At 51.0% G+C, this 17329-nt stretch carries 19 protein-coding genes; 7 read left to right on the top strand and 12 right to left on the bottom strand.

Features of this window, described 5'->3' with window-relative positions; translation table 11 throughout:
* Window positions 1-70, top strand: a 70-nt coding sequence (locus WFJ73_RS33505) for an IS3 family transposase (RefSeq protein WP_442955964.1), incomplete at its 5' end; no start/stop codon positions are given.
* A 72-nt stretch (window positions 71-142) separates the two neighbouring features.
* Here WFJ73_RS33505 and WFJ73_RS32915 read toward each other — a convergent pair.
* Together WFJ73_RS32915 and WFJ73_RS32910 are read right to left on the bottom strand one after the other, a co-directional pair.
* Window positions 143-3397 carry a carbohydrate-binding protein gene (locus WFJ73_RS32915; RefSeq protein ID WP_336776957.1) on the bottom strand — a complete coding sequence of 1085 codons (3255 nt, stop codon included), beginning with the start codon at window positions 3395-3397 and terminating at the stop codon, window positions 143-145.
* Between the two features lie 184 nt (window positions 3398-3581).
* Window positions 3582-4223 carry a peptide-methionine (S)-S-oxide reductase MsrA gene (locus tag WFJ73_RS32910; protein WP_336776956.1) on the bottom strand — a complete coding sequence of 214 codons (642 nt, stop codon included), beginning with the start codon at window positions 4221-4223 and terminating at the stop codon, window positions 3582-3584.
* Between the two features lie 129 nt (window positions 4224-4352).
* Between WFJ73_RS32910 and WFJ73_RS32905 the strand changes: the two genes are divergently transcribed.
* The gene (locus tag WFJ73_RS32905) at window positions 4353-4748 is read left to right on the top strand and encodes a VOC family protein (protein WP_012772220.1); all 396 of its coding nucleotides are present in this window, start codon (window positions 4353-4355) and stop codon (window positions 4746-4748) included.
* Window positions 4749-4810: 62 nt separating this feature from the next.
* On the opposite strand, the gene WFJ73_RS32900 is transcribed toward WFJ73_RS32905, so the two are convergent.
* Both WFJ73_RS32900 and WFJ73_RS32895 read right to left on the bottom strand, forming a co-directional pair.
* The gene (locus WFJ73_RS32900; RefSeq protein ID WP_336776955.1) at window positions 4811-5587 is read right to left on the bottom strand and encodes a DeoR/GlpR family DNA-binding transcription regulator; all 777 of its coding nucleotides are present in this window, start codon (window positions 5585-5587) and stop codon (window positions 4811-4813) included.
* Between the two features lie 50 nt (window positions 5588-5637).
* The gene (locus WFJ73_RS32895; RefSeq protein WP_336776954.1) at window positions 5638-7005 is read right to left on the bottom strand and encodes an aspartate aminotransferase family protein; all 1368 of its coding nucleotides are present in this window, start codon (window positions 7003-7005) and stop codon (window positions 5638-5640) included.
* Window positions 7006-7200: 195 nt separating this feature from the next.
* Here WFJ73_RS32895 and WFJ73_RS32890 point away from each other — a divergent pair, with 195 nt between their 5' ends.
* Window positions 7201-7974, top strand: coding sequence for an HAD family hydrolase (locus WFJ73_RS32890; RefSeq protein ID WP_336776953.1), 774 nt, complete (start codon window positions 7201-7203; stop codon window positions 7972-7974).
* A gap of 72 nt (window positions 7975-8046) precedes the next feature.
* On the opposite strand, the gene WFJ73_RS32885 is transcribed toward WFJ73_RS32890, so the two are convergent.
* From WFJ73_RS32885 to WFJ73_RS32865, 5 genes are all read right to left on the bottom strand, one after another.
* Window positions 8047-8547 carry a GNAT family N-acetyltransferase gene (locus WFJ73_RS32885; RefSeq protein WP_336776952.1) on the bottom strand — a complete coding sequence of 167 codons (501 nt, stop codon included), beginning with the start codon at window positions 8545-8547 and terminating at the stop codon, window positions 8047-8049.
* A gap of 17 nt (window positions 8548-8564) precedes the next feature.
* Window positions 8565-9176, bottom strand: coding sequence for a VC0807 family protein (locus WFJ73_RS32880; RefSeq protein WP_336776951.1), 612 nt, complete (start codon window positions 9174-9176; stop codon window positions 8565-8567).
* 3 nt (window positions 9177-9179) lie between these two features.
* Window positions 9180-9830: a DUF2306 domain-containing protein gene (locus WFJ73_RS32875; protein ID WP_336776950.1), complete on the bottom strand. Its 651-nt coding sequence runs from the start codon at window positions 9828-9830 to the stop codon at window positions 9180-9182.
* A 13-nt stretch (window positions 9831-9843) separates the two neighbouring features.
* Complete coding sequence (locus WFJ73_RS32870) at window positions 9844-10425, bottom strand: TetR/AcrR family transcriptional regulator (RefSeq protein ID WP_336776949.1); 582 nt, start codon at window positions 10423-10425, stop codon at window positions 9844-9846.
* A 151-nt stretch (window positions 10426-10576) separates the two neighbouring features.
* Window positions 10577-11341: an SDR family NAD(P)-dependent oxidoreductase gene (locus tag WFJ73_RS32865; protein ID WP_336776948.1), complete on the bottom strand. Its 765-nt coding sequence runs from the start codon at window positions 11339-11341 to the stop codon at window positions 10577-10579.
* A 150-nt stretch (window positions 11342-11491) separates the two neighbouring features.
* Here WFJ73_RS32865 and WFJ73_RS32860 point away from each other — a divergent pair, with 150 nt between their 5' ends.
* From WFJ73_RS32860 to aguB, 3 genes are all read left to right on the top strand, one after another.
* The gene (locus WFJ73_RS32860) at window positions 11492-12106 is read left to right on the top strand and encodes a TetR/AcrR family transcriptional regulator (RefSeq protein WP_336776947.1); all 615 of its coding nucleotides are present in this window, start codon (window positions 11492-11494) and stop codon (window positions 12104-12106) included.
* A gap of 122 nt (window positions 12107-12228) precedes the next feature.
* The gene (locus WFJ73_RS32855; protein WP_336776946.1) at window positions 12229-13263 is read left to right on the top strand and encodes an agmatine deiminase family protein; all 1035 of its coding nucleotides are present in this window, start codon (window positions 12229-12231) and stop codon (window positions 13261-13263) included.
* 70 nt (window positions 13264-13333) lie between these two features.
* Window positions 13334-14212 carry an N-carbamoylputrescine amidase gene (aguB, locus tag WFJ73_RS32850; protein ID WP_248756422.1) on the top strand — a complete coding sequence of 293 codons (879 nt, stop codon included), beginning with the start codon at window positions 13334-13336 and terminating at the stop codon, window positions 14210-14212.
* A 59-nt stretch (window positions 14213-14271) separates the two neighbouring features.
* On the opposite strand, the gene WFJ73_RS32845 is transcribed toward aguB, so the two are convergent.
* Both WFJ73_RS32845 and WFJ73_RS32840 read right to left on the bottom strand, forming a co-directional pair.
* Entirely contained in the window at window positions 14272-14508 is a 237-nt protein-coding gene (locus tag WFJ73_RS32845; RefSeq protein ID WP_336776945.1) for a DNA-binding protein, read from the bottom strand.
* 67 nt (window positions 14509-14575) lie between these two features.
* The gene (locus WFJ73_RS32840; protein WP_336776944.1) at window positions 14576-15163 is read right to left on the bottom strand and encodes a TetR/AcrR family transcriptional regulator; all 588 of its coding nucleotides are present in this window, start codon (window positions 15161-15163) and stop codon (window positions 14576-14578) included.
* Between the two features lie 196 nt (window positions 15164-15359).
* Here WFJ73_RS32840 and WFJ73_RS32835 point away from each other — a divergent pair, with 196 nt between their 5' ends.
* Window positions 15360-16553 (top strand): MFS transporter, encoded by a 1194-nt coding sequence (locus tag WFJ73_RS32835; RefSeq protein ID WP_336776943.1) that lies wholly within the window; start codon window positions 15360-15362, stop codon window positions 16551-16553.
* 140 nt (window positions 16554-16693) lie between these two features.
* Here the strand turns inward: WFJ73_RS32835 and WFJ73_RS32830 are convergent, their stop codons facing one another.
* A complete protein-coding gene (locus WFJ73_RS32830; RefSeq protein WP_336776942.1) occupies window positions 16694-17233 on the bottom strand; it encodes a hypothetical protein in 540 nt (179 codons plus the stop codon).
* Window positions 17234-17329: the final 96 nt, after the last annotated feature.

Raw genomic sequence — 17329 nt, 5'->3', positions numbered from 1 at the left:
CAGATATCAATGGGGATTAAAAAAGATGACCCCTGTTCAATACAGGAATCATCTTTTGTCGGCGGCTTAACCCTTTTTTTCAAAGTGTCCTTGACGTAGGGTCCAGTTTATGTTACTCCTCTTTCTTTCTTTACTCAGTCTATTATTTCTCCCATCCCGCAATCAGCGCTTCCGCATCCACATTTAATACGGCTTTGGCTTGGGCCGTTAGATCGCCGCTTTTCGCCTTATCCAGCTGCTTGATGAAGTCCTGCATCTGCTTGATCGCCTGATCGCGATGTCCTTTGTCCAGGTGATGCTGCGCCTGCTTCAGACTCGCCGAAAGCTGGGAGGCCAGAGACTTCCCGACCTCGCCCGAAGCCTTGTACCGGTCGACCAGCTTGCTCATGCTTCCGGAACTTGTCTTCACCTGAATGTGAATCGTCTTCTGCAGCTTGTTCCCCGCCGCATCCTCAACGGCTATAACAACGGCTTTCGCTCCCAAATGACCGGCGAGCTCAATGTTAAGCTTATTTCCGTCATACGTTTTGCCGTCAAAAGCAAGGCTGGCCGAGCGGATCGCCGTCTTGCCGTCTCCGGCCTGGAAGCTTAAGTACCCATCATCCTCAAGTACGGCGCCTTCCGCAAGCTTTGATCCGTTAGCCGTCAAAGAATAGACGGGCACTGCCGGGATTTCCACTCTAATACCAGCCGACACGTTACCGGACATATCGGCGGCGCTGATCACCAGCGTATAGCTTTGGTCCGCTTCGATTCCGCTTATCACAGCCGACTGAACGCCACGCTTCACTTCCGCAGCTTCACCAACTTGCTGGCCATTCTGAAGCAGCGTAAGCCGCACGACATCTCCGTCCAGCGCATAAGGTCCGTCCCATCGCACGGTCAGCTTGCTATTGTCGCGCGTGAATTGGACATTCTCGACCTCTCCCGGCGGAACCCCGTCATCAACCGGATCTGGCGGCAAAGTTGGTGCGGTAAAGACGGATGCATCGCCAAAAGTGAACTTATCGAAGTTGTACAGCCAGTCATTTCCCTTGAACAAAAGGTAGACCAGATGCTTGCCCGTAACCGGTGCCGTTGCCGTAATCGAACCGTCAAAGACCTGGAACGTCTGCCATCCGCCCGTGCCGCTTACCTTAGCTGTAGCAATGACAGGTCCGTTAATGCCATCCATTCTAGCCTCAATGGTTCCGCCGCTCGTTGCGCTTGCCGCCTGAACGTGGAACTGAGTTGGGCCAACATCGCCAAAATCAACATAATTGTACATCGCATACGGGTTATTCGGGCCGTATACGCCAGCCAGATAAGTCTGGTTGCCGCCGTTCTCCGTGCCCACGTTTACGCTGTTCGTGAAATTTTCAGCCTCCAGCTTGCCGTAGGCATCCCTTGCCGTGCCTTTGATCTGCGAGAAGGTGAACCAATCAAGGTTGCAAGGATAGTCGCTGCCATCCGCCCCATGGAAAATAAGAAACACATCATGAACGCCAACAGCCAGCGAATCATCGATAATAGAGGTTACGTCCACCCAATTATTCCAGCTGCCCATTGCGGGAACCTCGATTACGCCGGCCGTTGGACCGTCAAGGCTGTCTAGCTTCACTTCAATGGATCCGCCTTTATTGCCGCTGGCGACATGTACCGTAACGACGGCGGCTCCCGAGCCGAAATCAATATCCTTATAGGACGCGTACGCATTATTGTGAATGCCGTCCGCGAATTGTCCGGAGGAATTCACGCTGAGTCCATCGCTGCCCGCAAAGTTCTCAGCCTGCAATTTCGCGTAAGCATCGGTCCGAGTTGGATCGGTCTTCGTAAATTTGAACCAGTTCAGGTTAAACAGATACGAGTCATTCGTTTTCTTAAACAACAGATACACATCGTGTTTGCCGGTCACATGGCTCGTATTCCCTTGGTCATCCTTCAACAGCGTAACGGCATCAATAAAGTTATTCCAGCCTCCGGTTCCCTCGACGTTCAAGGTCCCTACCTTCGGACCGTCCAAAGCATCCAGCCTAACCTCGATTTTACCGCCGCCCGTGCCGCTTGAAGCCCTAGCAATGAAACCGCTTGCACCTTGTTCCGAGCCAAAATCCACGTTTTTATAAGCCGCATAATAGCCGTCCTGAATACCGCCTAGTTGCATCGAACCTTCGATGCTGCCCTCCATGCCCGGGCCGTTTACGATATTGAAGCTTTCCGCCTCGATCTTGTTATACGGATTTTTAACGGCATACTCCAGGTGTTCCGCATCCTGCGGCTCCAGAGAGGTTAACGCCTGTACGGCCGCTGCCGAGCTCCACGACTCGAAGGTACCGGATAACTGCTGGCCTGCCCAGTTGCTGTCGACCAGATTGGCCGCATTGCGATTGTTCCAAGCCATATCCGTATTAAACGCCAGCCACTCGTTATAGCTCTCCGCGAAGGTTTTGTACTTGCTCTCGCTGCTGGCATTAACAACCTTCTGCAGATAGCCGAGGTTACGCATGAGAATGGTTTTGCCGCCCTTCAGATCCCCGTTAGGTCCTTCATAACGCAGCAGCCCGTTGGCATCAACCAGTCTCTCCTTTGTAAAGGTTGCCCCCTTGAGCGCATCGTCCAAATAAACCTTGTCTCCCGTAACCTGATAGAGACCTACGGCGGCGCCGATAAACGTGCCCTGATTATAGTGGGTCGCATCCGGAACCGGCCCTTTTTGCGTTTCAATCCGGTCGAATACTTTGCCGTTGCCGTCGGTCAGCATCGTTTTGCTCCAACGGTAGATCTTTGAAGCGGCATCCAGGTAGTGAGCATTGCCAGTCGCGTTATACAGGAATACGGCGGCTTCAGCGGCGGGGAAGTTAATGCAGGCATTTTTCGTCGTGCGGTCATCGCTCTTCCACCAAATGCCGCCGCCCGCAAACTCATCATCCCACTGGGTGTCGTACACATAATTAAAGTAATATTCCGCTCTCTCGAGATACCTCGCATCATTCGTAATCTGATAGGCTCTTGTGCTTGCCATCGCCCACCACATAATGTCGTCGTTAAACGTGTTGTTGGTCCAATCCTGGCCATACTTCGCTAACGCGCCGTCGAACACGTCGTCAATCTGGGTGCGCAGCTTCGCCTTCAGCTCCGGATCCGTTGCCTCCTGATAAGCATCCATCACCAGCTCCCACAGCTCGGCCTCCACCCAAAAGTCCTGATACCCGTCATGCTTGGAGGTTTTCCAGAAGTACTTCGAACTCGCATCCCAGAACGCGTTATTGTAGGCTTCAATCGCGGTCTTCGCGTCTGCCGCCTCAAAGGCATGGGCACGGGGTGTTCCGTTTGGAATCAAGGGACTAACAGAGAGTGCAAGAGCAATAGGCAATACGATAAGCTTTGACCTTCTTCTTGTCTTACTGGTCACAAACATCCCTCCTGAAAGAATATGAATTGGCAAAAGAAAAGCCGATTCGCATGCGGGTATACGATCGGCTTCAGTCACCTAATAATATAAAGTCAGGTTAATGTTATGTCAATATATCATATTTAATTAAATCCTTTAGACTACTTCTTATTAATATAACATGTTATAACATTTGTGAAGGAAGAACTACTTACCAACGAATTTGTCGAATCAAGGTCAGCTTCTCTTTCAGCTCGTCTTCGGCTATCGGCCACCCCTTCATCTCTTGCTGCAGACGCTCCAGATTGAGAAACCCCTTCGCCACTCCGTTCAGCCTCGCGGCCAAGGTGGATCTCTCCAGCTCCTCCTCTGACGAATACAACGTCATCAGCTTCTCCACGGCATCCGGGAACCTCTTTAAATAATATTTCTGATGCCTGGATTCTGCCGGATAAAAAGCCTTAAAGGGCGCCAGCTCCGTATCCAAAATGCCCTTCCCGTCCTCAATCCGACTCTTTATGCGCAAGAAAGTCTCCGCCTGATCCTCATCCCGAAAGAGCAGCAAAGACTGATATTGCCTGTCCTTATAACCATTGATGTTATAGGGATTATGGTTGCTCCAGAACAGCTCCAGCAACTCGTCATAGGAAACAAGGGCAGGGTCGAACAACAGCTCAACCGTCTCGGTATGATCGCCCATGCTGCGGTAGGTCGGCTCTGCCGTTGTTCCTCCGGCAAAGCCTACGCGTGTCCTGATCACGCCGGGAACCGCGCCAAACAAAGCTTCCGGGCTCCAGTAGCAGCCCATGCCAAGCGTTATCTTGCAAAGGTTATTTTCCGCTGTATCGTTCATCTTGTCCCCTCCATCACTTAAGGAATGGTATCGATACATTATAATTTCCGTAAACGGTTTATCTCAAGCAGGAACGGCAACGCTATTAGAAGAAAAAAGTATAGGAAGTCCAAAATTGGGAGGGTTCTCATGGGAAGAGTCGTTCATTTTGAAGTTCATGTCGATGACATGGAGCGCGCAAAAAAGTTTTACGGCGAGGTATTCGGCTGGACATTCGAGGATTGGAGCGAATATGCAGGCATGCCTTATCTGGGAGCAACAACGGGCGATGCCAATGCGATGGGCATTAACGGAGCGCTGATCAAACGAATGGGGCCTCCTCCACAGCCGGGACAACCGGTAAGCGGCTTCGCATGCACGATGGGCGTGGAAGACTACGATGCTACGGAAGCGAAAATTCTTAGTCTTGGCGGCCAGGTAGCCCTGCCGAAATACGCGCTGCCGGGCATGGCTTGGCAAGGCTATTATATCGATACCGAGGGCAATGTCATCGGCATTCATCAGCCGGACGAGAACGCGAAATAAGGTTACGCCTAACAAAAAGCCCAACCTCGCAAGGTTGGGCTCTTAAGCGTAGAGCAGCAAACTTAGGAAAGCCAGCTTACGCCTTTATCTTGAAGAATGTCATTCCATCCCGTAGGAGGCCCGCTATTGGAAACGACGTAATCCACGTCGGACAGGTCGGCAATTCTCGCAACCGTTCGTTTGCCAATCTTGGATGAATCCGCGACAACAACCTTTGTCTGGGAGCATTGCATCAGCTTGCGGGTAAAGAGCGCACGCTCGTAATCAAAGCCCGTAAGCCCATTCTCGAGAGACACCCCGTCTACGGAAACAAACGATTTGTTGACGTAAAAGTCCTCCATCATTTTCTCGGAGATTGGTCCCGACACCCTCAGATGCTTCGGATTTACCTCTCCCCCGATAAATATCGTTCTCCCGTCGATCCGACCGTTCCTCTGATATTCCAAAAGTAGCGTCAGCGTTGGAATGGAGCACACAAGAATCGTTAGGTTCTGCTTGCCCGTCAGATGAGGAATGATTTGCATGGCCGTACTGCCTTCGTCGATCACCAGCACGTCATTGTCTTCGACTAGGCCAGCCGCAAGCACCCCAATCGCCCGCTTCTCTTCCGCATGAATGATTTCCCGTTCGCTGTAGGCCGGTTCAATCTCGGTTTTGAGCTTCACCGCGCCGCCGTATACCTTCTTCAGCTTGTTGTTCTTCTCGAGATCGTCAAGATCGCGCCGAATCGTCTCTGTCGTCACCTCGAACTGCTGCGCCAGCTCATTGACATTAACTTTGCCCTTTATGCCAAGCATTTCGAGGATTCGTTTTCTTCTTTCTTCACCCGCCAAAGACATGGTGTTTCTCCCCTTCATTTATATATAGCCATTATAAAACAAAAGCCGGTTTAATTGGAAAACAAGCAAACTTCCTCAATCGCCTGATCAATAAGGTTTAAGGCAAATACCAGCTGCTCCTCGGTCGTAATCATCGGCGGTACTAAGGTTAAGACATTGCCGCTTGAAACCTTAAAGCTTACGCCTCGCTCCATGCAGCGGTACATAACCTTTTCCGCTTCCTCGCTTGCCTTCTCCTTGGTCTTCCGGTCGCGAACAAGCTCGATTGCAGCCAGCATCCCCTTTACGCGCACATCCCCAACGGCTGGATGCTTCGACTTCATCTGAGTCAAGTGCCGCTCGAAAACCTGCTCCATACGCCGGGCATGCTCCAGCAGCCCGTTCTGCTCAATATATTCAATGGTCGCCAGCGCAGCCGCGCAGCCAACCGAGCTTTTCTCATGCGTGTAATGGCCAAGCGAAATATCCTGCGCTACATCCAGCCCTTCCCGCACAATGATGCCCGCCATCGGAAATACCCCGCCGCCAAGGCCTTTGCCGATAGCTACGATATCCGGCACGATATCGTAATGCTCATGGACAAACATCGTGCCCGTCCGGCCTAACGCCGTAGGAATCTCGTCAAGTATGAGCAGGACGCCGTACTTGTCGCATAGCTCCCGCAGCCGCTTGAAGTAGGCCTTTGGCGGAATCTGTACATCCGTGCTGCGGATCGGTTCCATCACGATGGCCCCCACATCGCCTTCCCGCTCAAGTATATACTCCAAATAATCCAGGCATTTCAATCCGCAGCTATCGCAATCGCCCATGAAGCAGCGGTAGCTGTTATAAGGCATCATATGCTCCGTTCCCGGCAGCAGCGGACCGATGGAGTTGCGGAATACTCCTTCACCTCCAACGGAGATCGCGTCAAGACCCGCTCCATGAAAGGAATCCCAGGTGGAGATGGTTTTGAATTTCCCCGTTGCTTTCCGGGCAAGCTTCAGCGCCATTCCGATCGCGCTTGTTCCGCCGGGGGTAAACAACACTTTATTCAGATCGCCCGGCGCCAGCTCGGCCAGCTTTTTCGCCAGCCTAATGGCAACGGGATTCGTATACCGGCGCGGCAGGAAAGGCAGCTCCTCAAGCTGGTTTTTGACTGCGTCGATCACATATCGGTTCTTATAGCCGACCTGATGGACACCGTTTCCGTGAAAATCCATATATTTTCGCCCGTCCAGATCCTCCAGATAAATGCCCTCCGCATTTACAACGACGTTCAGGCAAGGCGTCGACATCGACTGGTGCACGAAGTAACGGCTGTCATCGTCCAAGATATCCATTGCTTCTTCGCTTAAGTAGTTTGCTTGCCAGCTCTTGCGTTCGGAGGACAAGTTAATATCCCCTTCTGTTCTCATAAACGCTTTTGCATTGTTCATGTACAAATGTCCCCTCAACGCTTATAGTTATTGTTATACCGCTTGTGATTAATGTTGTTTCATGTGGTTTATAATCAGAATACTATGGCCTATCCCGTATTTCAATCGATATACAAATAATTAACACCCCATTAACATTGGAATTATACTATTGAAACTACATAAAACAACAACAAAACAAAATGAGGGATGACGATGTCCGATTTTCAGGTAAAAGGAATTTTGTTCGATAAGGACGGTACCTTGATCCAATTCCATGCATTCTGGGTGCCTATTGCGGAGGAATTTACCGATCACTTGTTATCTAATATGAATGTGAATGAGCCAACATCCGGTATAAAAGAAACGCTGCTCGAGTCCATTGGACTCGGCGCGGACGGTAAAGTGGATTCGAAGGGTTATCTGGCTGGGGGCACAACCGCGGATATTGCCGGGGCTTACTTAAAGGTGCTTTCCGAGTATGGTTATGGGCCGGAACAAACGGCAGGACTGCATGAATGGATGACGGACGAGATTTACCGACTCACCCAAGCCCATCGCGACCAGCTGCTCCCTACGGCGGATTTGGAAAACTTGCTGCCGCGACTGAGGGATAAAGGATTGAAGCTGGGAATCGCTACGGCCGACGATTATGAATCAACCCTCTTCTTCTTGAACAAATATGGAATTGCGCACTACTTTGATTTTATTGGCACCTCGGACCGTTACGAGAAAAAGCCAAGTCCCGTCATGATGAACGAATTTTGCGGGCTGACCGGACTGCAGCCAAGCGAAGTCGCCATTGTTGGCGATACGTTAACCGATATGAGGTTCGCCCAGCATTCGGAGGCCGGACTTGCCATCGGCGTTTTATCCGGCACAAGCGAACGGGAAGAGCTCGACCCTTATGCCGGACTCATCCTGCCATCCGTTGGCGAGCTGATTGATGAGCAGGACAAATTGGCCTGGCATGAAGCCCGCCAAGAATAGACTGGGAACAACAAGAAGACCCTTAAGCCATTTGGCCCAAGGGTCTTCTTGTCCAAGCTATCTTTTCTCTCCTCATAGAGGCTTCTCGAAGCAGAGATAAGGCTCATGCCGCATAGGAAACCGGATAGCGCCAACCTCCGCGTACCCGGCCCGCTGATACATGCCGACAGCTCCGGGATTGCCGGTGAATACATCCAGACGAATACTCGTGCAGCCCTTGCACCGCGCTTCCAGCTCGGCATACTGCAGCAGTGTTCGACCTATTCCTTTTCCTTGCCACTCCGGATGTACGGCCAGCCGGTGAATACAGGCGGAATCGCCGGACTGATCCTTCCACGGCAGGCCTTTATATTTCCCGCTCTGCCGCCCGTCTACGACTACTGCCCCGATCACCCTGCCCCCTTCATGCAAGCCAAAGGCCGTTCCGCGCTTCACGTCGCTGCCAATAACAAACCGGTTAGGGTAGAACCGGTCCCACTGGTGAATGCCTTCTCTTCTCAAAGCTGCCGATACATCCCGATACAGCTGGACCAGGCTCTTCAAATCGCTTTTCGTTAACGATACGATTTCCATACAGCCTTCCCTCCCCGCTACGCTTTGTTCTGTTTCAGCTCAGTCAGCTTCGCAGCGGAATGCCGGCGGTATACGACAGTCCAAAGCACAGCCGCCCCGATAAAGCCGTAAAGCACAAAGTTGGAGAACGCCAAATAGCTTTCCGTGGACATATGGTAGACCATATAGACCCGAACGGCCGCTTCCGCCGTCAACATGATGCCCCATACAAGCGTCATCAGCCTCATAACAAAGCGGAAGTAAGCATAAGCCCAGTTCGACGGGAACTCGCTGCCGCCGATAAAGCGCTTTGCCAAATGGAACATAAGCGGCCGCGAGAAGAACAAAGAGACGATAAACACAAGGCCGACCGAAGCGGTAATCAGAGACTCCCGGATAAGCAGAATCTTCTCGCTGCCTCCCAGAAGCACAAGGATAATCGTCAGCAGAAAGGTGAACAGCATCAGGGAGCCAAATGCGTCCAGCTTGCGGTGCTTCATTAAATGAACGATATTATCGACGAGGGGCACCAGAGTTGCGATGGAGAGCGCGGCAATGCTGCTCATATAAGCGGACAGCCATATATATAAGGCCCATGGAACAACGCCGTTAATAAGAAGCGTGAAGATGACATAAGAACGTTTGGACATCGATTAAACAACTCCTTTGGCCGAGTGGCCCGTATGATGACGGCGTTGTCCGAGATACCATTCCGTTACGGCGAGGTTCAGCGCGATAGAGACGTAGACGCCAATCGGAAAAGCCAGGCTGAACGGCATATCGGGAAGCAGCAGCTGCTCGGCTGCCAGCACGATTCGAAACGTAACAAATACAAACGTAATCGCGTAACTGCGCAGCATCCATTGCCGGTGCCGGAGCACTTTTTTGCTCCAAATACTCCGTATGCCTTCAACCGTCGTCACCAGCCAGAACACATCCAGAACCAGAAAGGCAATGGTAGAGGGCGTACCTCCCGTCGCATAAAGCGCAATATAGGGAACCACGAGCACATTGATCAGGATTGCGATTCCGTAGACTCTCCCAAGCCTTTTGTGCAAGACCGGGTTGCGCCGGCTCCGATTCGTCAGCTGGTAAGCGCCGATCAACAGCGCTGCAACCCCCAGCAGAATATGAGGATAGAAGAACAGCTTCCATACCGCATAAGGAAACGACGCATCCTGCAGCTTGGCGGATACCATCCCGGCCTGACTTGGCTTATAAATCAGATATTGAATCACGACATAGAAGGTCAGCAGATAAGCGAGCACATACATTACAGGTAAAATAACTTTTTTGCTCCTCATTTGAACACACTCCCTATCCCAAAGCTTTGGTCATCAGTGCAATCAAATCCTCTGCTGTCATCTTGCTCTGTCCTTGCACGATTGTGTTATTAACCCGCATGCCATACATAAACATCGTCAAAAACTCGGAAACCTTCGCCCCGTCGACCTCTGCCGGAATAACCTTATGCATCTTGCCGATCTCCACCCAATTCGTGCAGGTCTGCAGAGTAAAATGGTACATATCCTGAACCATAGCCTCAATCTTGGGATTATCCATTTGGCTTAGCAGGTAGATAAAAATTTTGTTCGATACGTCCTGATGGCTCGTAGATCGGATAATACCCTCGGCGATCAGCTTAAGCGGGCTGCCAAGCCCCGAAGTATCCGGTCTTGTAACCGCCTCGCCAAATTTCGCATTCATCTGCTCTACGCGCGCTTTGAGCACCAGAGCGAACAATTCGTCCTTGCTGGAGACGTAATGGTAAATCGCTCCCTTGGACAATCCCGTATGCCGAATAATATCCTGCAGCGTGGTTTGTCGGCAGCCTTTCTCTTGAATAAGCGCCTCTGCGGCATCCATAATCGTCTGAAAGCTTGCTTTTGCACTTGCCATTTATAAGTTCTCCCTTCACCCACATACCGACCGTCGGTCTGTTATGAAAACAATGTACCATACCGACCGTCGGTCTGTAAAGGGGTAAAATGGAAATTCCTATATAAAAAATCCACAGCTGTAAAGCTGTGGATTTTCATAAGATTCCTGCTTAGCGGGAAGTCCAAGCTCCGTCAACAGTGATAACATCGCCGTTAATGAACTTCGACTCGTCCGACGCGAGGAAAAGTGCGGTGTTCGCGATATCGTCGGCCTCGCCGCCGTTAAACGGACCAAGATCGCCAAACGTAACCGCGCCAAGCGGATCAAGCGCACCCAGGTTCGCTGTCATGCCGGTTGCGATCGAGCCCGGTGCGATAACGTTCGCGCGGATTTTACCGTTCTCGCGGCCGTAGAAGGCTGCGATGTTTTTCGTCAAGCCGATAACGGCATGCTTGGACATCGTGTAAGCCGCGCCGCCGCGCGCGCCCAAGTAACCGGCGATAGAAGCGACATTCACAATCGTGCCTCCTGTTTCCTGCTTGTTAAATACCTTGATTGCGGAGCGGCATGCGTAAAACTGACCCGTCAGGTTGACGCCCATCACGCGCTCATACAATTCGTTCGAGGTATTCTCTACGGAAGCCATAGCGTCAAAAATACCCGCGACATTCGCAAGCACATCCAGCTGACCGTACTCGTCCAGCGCTTTTTGGATCATCGCGTCAACATCCGCTTCTTTGGATACGTCTGTTTTAACTGCTACAGCTGTGCCGCCCGCGGCTGTGATCTGATCCAGCGTCTCGTTCATCGAAGCTTCGTTAAACTCGGCTAGAACAACCTTTGCCCCTTCTTTCGCGTACAGAATCGCTGTCGCGCGTCCCATTCCCGAACCCGCACCGGTTACGATAGCTACTTTTCCTTGCAGTCTTGCCATATATGATCCCTGCTTTCTTAATAATGAAATGAAGTTCTACAACTATTGTATAATTAGCGGTTTTTGAATTGAATGTGCAATAATGAGGGTAATGTATAGTAGTTTACAAATGCACCGAAATTGTCAGTTAAAATTTTCGAGGAGATCGTTATGACGGTTAAACATCCGGATAGACGCGTCCGAAAAACAAAAGAAGTACTTAAATCTTCCTTTTTAACCTTGCTGCAGGAAAAGAGCTTTAACCATATCAGCATTACCGAGCTGGTTCAGCTTGCGGATTGTACGAGAGCAACCTTCTATACGCATTACGAGCAAAAGGAAGACCTGCTGGATGAGATGATCGAGGATAAATTCGAGGAGATGACCGCGGCCTACCGCAAGCCTTATGTAGGCTTGTCCGTCGTTGATTTTAACGAGCTGCCCAGTGCTTCGATCGAGCTGTTTGACCATTTTATCGAGAACCGGACCTTTTACAAAACCATGCTGGACCCGCAAACGGGCTATAACTATCGGGAAAAGCTGACGAAACGGATGGATCGGCTGTTCCGCCAGGAATTCGATTTTAGGGTGACGGAGCCGGATACGCCAATCGATACGAAGCTGTTCAGCACGTACCGGATACACGGCATTATCGGCCTGATCCTGGAGTGGATCGACAGCGGCTTTGAGCAGTCCACCGCCTACATGAACGAGCAGCTGATTCAGATATTGAAGTTCAATACCCCGCAAATTTTTATCCGGCAGCAAAACGGTAAATCCCGCTAAAAAACTGGATAAACACCGTAATTGAGCTGTCAACCTTTTTGTTATATGATAAGAAGGGTTTATGCGGCTGAAGCCCGCTAAAGACACATTTTCATTGCGATAAGAGAGGAATATTAACTAATATGAATCCTAAACAATTGAACTATACAATGCCGGCCGAATGGACGGCGCATGAGCGTACCTTTATCTCTTGGCCTGTACAAGCTTCGATGGTCTATCCCGAGCATTACGAGCAAGTAAGCGCAGGTTATGCCGAGCTTGTTACCGCAATCGCGGAATTCGAACCGATCACGGTTGTTGTGAACCCGGCAGACCTGGAGAAGGTCAGCGCCCTGTTCGCAGGCAACAATGCCGTGGAATGTCTGCCAATCGAGCATAACGATGCCTGGCTGCGCGACAACGGCCCAACGTTTGTCGTGAATCCCGAAGGCGAGCTGGCAGGCGTGAACTGGAAGTTCAACGCTTGGGGCGGCAAATACTCGCCATGGGATCTGGACGATGCCGTTGCACCGCAAATTTTGAAGCATGTTGACGTGAAGCAATTCGATGCTCCTCTCGTTATGGAGGGAGGATCTATTCATACGGATGGCGAGGGTACGCTTCTGACCACCGAGGAATGCCTGCTTAATACGAACCGCAATCCGGAGCTTAGCCGCGAGCAAATCGAAGGTTATGTCAAAGAATTCGTTAACGTGGACACGATCGTATGGCTGAAGCGCGGCTTGAGCGGCGACGAGACCGACGGCCATGTCGACAACATCGCTTGCTTCGCTGCGCCGGGCAAAGTTATTTTGCAGGTTTGCAACGATCCTTCCGACGAGAATTACGCGATTACGGAAGAAAATCGCCGTATCCTGAGCGAAGCGGTGGATGCAAAAGGCCGCAAGCTCGAGATTATCGAGATCGAGCAGCCTCCTTACGCGGAATACGAGGACACTCGTTTGACGCTGAGCTACCTGAACTTCTATTTTGTTAACGGCGGCATTATCCTGCCGGTATTCGGCGGCGCGGCTGAGGAAGCCGACCGCAAAGCTATTGAAACCCTGCAGGCGGCATTCCCTGATCGCCGCATTCGTCCAATCGACGGCATGGCGGTTATCCGCGAAGGCGGCAACGTGCACTGCACAACGCAACAGATGCCTGCTCGCCGGGCTTAATATACGCTATAACTAAAGCTTACGAAGCAGGCTTTGCTTCGCAAAACTTTTTTAGGAGGCATGCAAATCCATGAGAACGGTCAAAGTAGCAGCCACACAGATGAGCTGCACATCGAATATAGAAGAGAACATCCGCAAAGCGGAAGCGCTGGTGCGCGAAGCGGCTGCACAAGGCGCGCAGATTATTCTGCTCCAAGAGCTGTTCGAAACGCCTTACTTCTGCCAGAAGGAAAAAGCGGACTACTACGTTTACGCAACCGAGCTGGAGGAAAACAAAGCGGTTAACCACTTCCGCGGCATCGCCAAGGAGCTTGGCGTCGTGCTTCCGATCAGCTTCTACGAGAAGAAGAACTGGGCACGCTACAATTCCCTTGCCGTTATTGACGCGGACGGCGAAGTGCTTGGCAAATACCGCAAGAGCCATATTCCCGACGGTCCGGGTTATGAAGAGAAGTTCTACTTCAATCCGGGAGATACGGGCTTTAAAGTATGGAAAACGAAATATGCGAAGATCGGCGTTGGCGTATGCTGGGATCAATGGTATCCGGAAGCGGCGCGCAGCATGGCTCTTATGGGCGCTGAGCTGCTGTTCTACCCGACGGCTATCGGTTCGGAGCCACAGGACGGTAGCATCGACTCGAAAGATCATTGGCAAATGTGCATGAGAGGCCATGCCGCGTGCAACCTGATGCCGGTTATCGCCTCCAACCGTATCGGCGAAGAAGTTGACGAAGACTCGTCGATCAACTTCTATGGTTCGTCGTTCATAGCCGGTCCTCAAGGCAATCTGATTGCCGAAGCCGGCCGTGACGAGCATGGCGTGCTTGTTGCCGAATTCGATCTCGACCAGCTAGAATCGCAGCGCATCGAGTGGGGCATTTTCCGCGACCGCCGTCCGGATCTGTATGGCGTAATCGCTTCGTATGACGGAGAAATCCGGATTAAATAAGCCGTAATAGCAGAAGGACCCTCGGGCTAAACTAAGTTAGCCTGAGGGTCCTTCTGCTGTTATTCAACAGCCCGAGTCGCTGCAATTTGATCGATTTCACTCTTCAATAACAGATATCTATGAACATTTCTCATGATCGGAACTTTGGTTAACTGGTTTTTATCCACGAATACTTTCATTTGGTCTTTGGAGAGACCTAGTAACTTGCCTGCCTCCGCGACGGTAAATACAACGAGGTTGCTCGTTGCGTTAAAATCTCTTTTTAATTTCTGGTTCCAGTCTTCAAATGCATTCATATATCGTTTCCTCTCTCGTTCCTAATCGATCGGATACTTCATTATAACATGTCTTCAGGCAAAGACCTCAGTTCAAACGGATTCCTTCAAAAGCATTTGTCACCAGCTGCTTTACATAAGACTCGTCCAAAGTGCCGCCGGTCATCAGCAAGCGATAAAAGATCGGCCCGTAAATCATGTCAATGCCCAAGGCGATATCCTGTTCTTTATTTAATTCCCCGCGTTGAACTCCCCTCTCGAGCAGGCTTCCTGCCTCTTGGCGGCGGGGCTCAATATACCGGGTACGAATGGCCTCTGACAGTCCTGCATCAAATTGCCCTCCGCCGATTAAGTCCTTTATAATTCTTCCCTCCGGACTTGTTAGAAAACGCACCAAATTCGAAGCATGGATAACGATATCATCAAATGCGACGCCCGTGTCAGGTACGGGAAGCCTTGCTGCGGCAGCAAACAGGAACCCGTCCATGACTACGGCCGCCTTGTTAGGCCACCATTTATAAATCGTAGCTTTGCTTACCTTCGCTCGCTCAGCGATTTTCTCTACGGTGACCGTTTCAAAGCCGCTTTCCAATAATAGATCATAAGAAGCGGTAAGGATCGCCTTGTGCGTTTCCATATTACGCGGCCTCCCTCTTTTAGCTTCCACATGAACCATCCCTTTCATCTGATGTACATAAACCGAGTAAATAAAAACGATACGTTTAGTATACTAAAAAAAAGGGGTCAAAGAAAAAGAAAATTGCCTATTTACAAAACGATACGTTCAGTATATTATTTAGTCAGTAATTAGTGAACGTTACGTTTAGTAATTGATTCGCACAGAAGTGAAACCCAAGAAAGGAGTGGTACCTATGACCGCTTCAAATGAGCAAACGCTCGAGAAAAATATTCCTGCATGGTTAACGATACTGCTCGCAACCGCATGCGGCATGATTGCTGCCAATCTGTACTATGCACAGCCCCTGGTCGGATTAATCAGCTCCTCCCTCGGTCTGTCTGCCGGCAGCGCCGGCCTGATTGTAACGCTGACCCAGATCGGATACGTTGTAGGTCTCCTGTTTATCGTACCGTTGGGCGACATTGTGGAAAACCGCAAGCTGGTTGTTACTGCCTTGCTCCTTACCGCTGTCGCCCTGATCACCGCAGCGCTGGCGAAACAACCTTTTCTTTTCTTAGCCGCTACCCTTGTTATTGGATTAGGTTCGGTTGCCGCCCAAGTACTCGTACCCTTCGCCTCCTACCTTGCATCCGATGCTTCGCGCGGACGCGTCGTTGGGAATGTCATGAGCGGTCTTCTGCTTGGCATTATGCTCGCGAGGCCATTATCAAGCCTTATTGCAGACTTCTTCGGATGGCATGCCATCTTTGCGATTTCCGCCGTAGCGATTGTTATTCTGGCCATTGTACTGGCCAGTGTGCTGCCGGGTAGAAAACCAACGGCAACCACAAGCTATACGGCGCTGCTTGGTTCCATGTGGCGGCTGCTGCGGACCACGCCGATTTTACGCCGCCGCGCCCTGTATCACGCAACGCTGTTTGCGGCGTTCAGCTTGTTCTGGACCACCGTACCGCAGCTCTTGGCCGGCCCTAAATTCCATTTCTCGCAAACGGCTATTGCCCTTTATGCGCTCGTTGGGGTTGCAGGAGCCGTTGCGGCGCCGCTCGCCGGCCGTCTGGCAGACCGCGGCTGGACCAGACCCGCTACCGCAATTGCCCTCATAACCGTTATCGTCTCGGTGCTTCTGCCTCTTCTGATTCAAACCAGCTCGCCTGTCGGCGTGGTTGTTCTCGTTATCGCCGCTATTCTGCTCGACGCCGGAGTATCGGCCAATCTCGTACTCAGCCAACGCTCGATCTTCTCGCTTGGAGCAGATATCCGCAGCAGGCTAAACGGGTTGTTTATGGCAATCTTCTTCTTTGGCGGAGCGATCGGATCGGCTGCCGGGGGATGGGCTTACGCAGCAGGCGGATGGAGCGCGGCGTTATGGCTTGGAATCGCATTTCCGACCCTTGCCCTGCTGTACTTCGCCACGGAACGGAAGTAAGACTTAAGCAGTCAGTGCAGGTATCTCTTGCAGCGGGAGCCCATACGATTCCTAAAGACAGCTTCACAAACCTGTACGATAAAGAACCCTCGGGCTTTATAGCCTGAGGGTTCTTCTGGTTTGGATTTCCTATCTTTGCTTTACAACTCGTCATTCTCCTCCCTTTCACCCAGAAGACCCAGCTTCTTGCAAAACCCGCTATCGGAATCAAAGCAACTTGTAAGCTTCCCCTCATCGGTTAAGGAATAACTCGCTACCTCCTCTTCATCCCTGGCAAGAACAATGGTATAAGCTAAATCGGAGTCGGGCAGCCAGTTAAACGTCTCCTCCAGATCGGCCTTAATCACATCATCCCCATTGGCAAGCCGCATATAGAGCACATAACTGCCATAGGAGCGATACGATTCATAAATACTCTTTTGTATATCCAGTTCAAAAGGCAGATTGGCGTCGTTATAAGCATTCGCAAGCTTTTTCACCGCATCTTCCTTTTCTTTCTCTTGTTTACGCTCCATGGCATAAGACTGCCGTTCGGCCTCGACTTGAGCGATAACTATAGGGGATATAAAAGCAACAAAGAATAAAGCAATACCCGCGGTGAACAATGCCTGATTTTCTTTTACTTTAATAATCAGCCAAAGATATCCGGCTACCAGAGCTATTGCTCCCAAACCCATCACGCCCGAAGCCACCGGATTACCCGGTCCCAGGAATCCGTCAGATGGTAATTGAAAAATAAAACCAAGCAGCAGAAAAAAGAAAGAGGACCCCGCCGC

It is taken from the genome of Paenibacillus sp. MMO-58 (assembly GCF_037146255.1).
GTDB lineage: Bacteria > Bacillota > Bacilli > Paenibacillales > Paenibacillaceae > Pristimantibacillus.
Note: the sequence above shows the minus strand (reverse complement) of the source record. Positions and strands in the feature narration are given on the sequence as shown.

Excerpts from the sequence above, each read along its gene's own strand:
- WFJ73_RS32915 (WP_336776957.1), bottom strand. The coding sequence starts at position 3,397 with ATGTTTGTGACCAGTAAGACAAGAAGAAGGTCAAAGCTTATCGTATTG.
- WFJ73_RS32910 (WP_336776956.1), bottom strand. The coding sequence starts at position 4,223 with ATGAACGATACAGCGGAAAATAACCTTTGCAAGATAACGCTTGGCATG.
- WFJ73_RS32905 (WP_012772220.1), top strand. The coding sequence starts at position 4,353 with ATGGGAAGAGTCGTTCATTTTGAAGTTCATGTCGATGACATGGAGCGC.
- WFJ73_RS32900 (WP_336776955.1), bottom strand. The coding sequence starts at position 5,587 with ATGTCTTTGGCGGGTGAAGAAAGAAGAAAACGAATCCTCGAAATGCTT.
- WFJ73_RS32895 (WP_336776954.1), bottom strand. The coding sequence starts at position 7,005 with ATGAACAATGCAAAAGCGTTTATGAGAACAGAAGGGGATATTAACTTG.
- WFJ73_RS32890 (WP_336776953.1), top strand. The coding sequence starts at position 7,201 with ATGTCCGATTTTCAGGTAAAAGGAATTTTGTTCGATAAGGACGGTACC.
- WFJ73_RS32885 (WP_336776952.1), bottom strand. The coding sequence starts at position 8,547 with ATGGAAATCGTATCGTTAACGAAAAGCGATTTGAAGAGCCTGGTCCAG.
- WFJ73_RS32880 (WP_336776951.1), bottom strand. The coding sequence starts at position 9,176 with ATGTCCAAACGTTCTTATGTCATCTTCACGCTTCTTATTAACGGCGTT.
- WFJ73_RS32875 (WP_336776950.1), bottom strand. The coding sequence starts at position 9,830 with ATGAGGAGCAAAAAAGTTATTTTACCTGTAATGTATGTGCTCGCTTAT.
- WFJ73_RS32870 (WP_336776949.1), bottom strand. The coding sequence starts at position 10,425 with ATGGCAAGTGCAAAAGCAAGCTTTCAGACGATTATGGATGCCGCAGAG.
- WFJ73_RS32865 (WP_336776948.1), bottom strand. The coding sequence starts at position 11,341 with ATGGCAAGACTGCAAGGAAAAGTAGCTATCGTAACCGGTGCGGGTTCG.
- WFJ73_RS32860 (WP_336776947.1), top strand. The coding sequence starts at position 11,492 with ATGACGGTTAAACATCCGGATAGACGCGTCCGAAAAACAAAAGAAGTA.
- WFJ73_RS32855 (WP_336776946.1), top strand. The coding sequence starts at position 12,229 with ATGAATCCTAAACAATTGAACTATACAATGCCGGCCGAATGGACGGCG.
- aguB (WP_248756422.1), top strand. The coding sequence starts at position 13,334 with ATGAGAACGGTCAAAGTAGCAGCCACACAGATGAGCTGCACATCGAAT.
- WFJ73_RS32845 (WP_336776945.1), bottom strand. The coding sequence starts at position 14,508 with ATGAATGCATTTGAAGACTGGAACCAGAAATTAAAAAGAGATTTTAAC.
- WFJ73_RS32840 (WP_336776944.1), bottom strand. The coding sequence starts at position 15,163 with ATGGTTCATGTGGAAGCTAAAAGAGGGAGGCCGCGTAATATGGAAACG.
- WFJ73_RS32835 (WP_336776943.1), top strand. The coding sequence starts at position 15,360 with ATGACCGCTTCAAATGAGCAAACGCTCGAGAAAAATATTCCTGCATGG.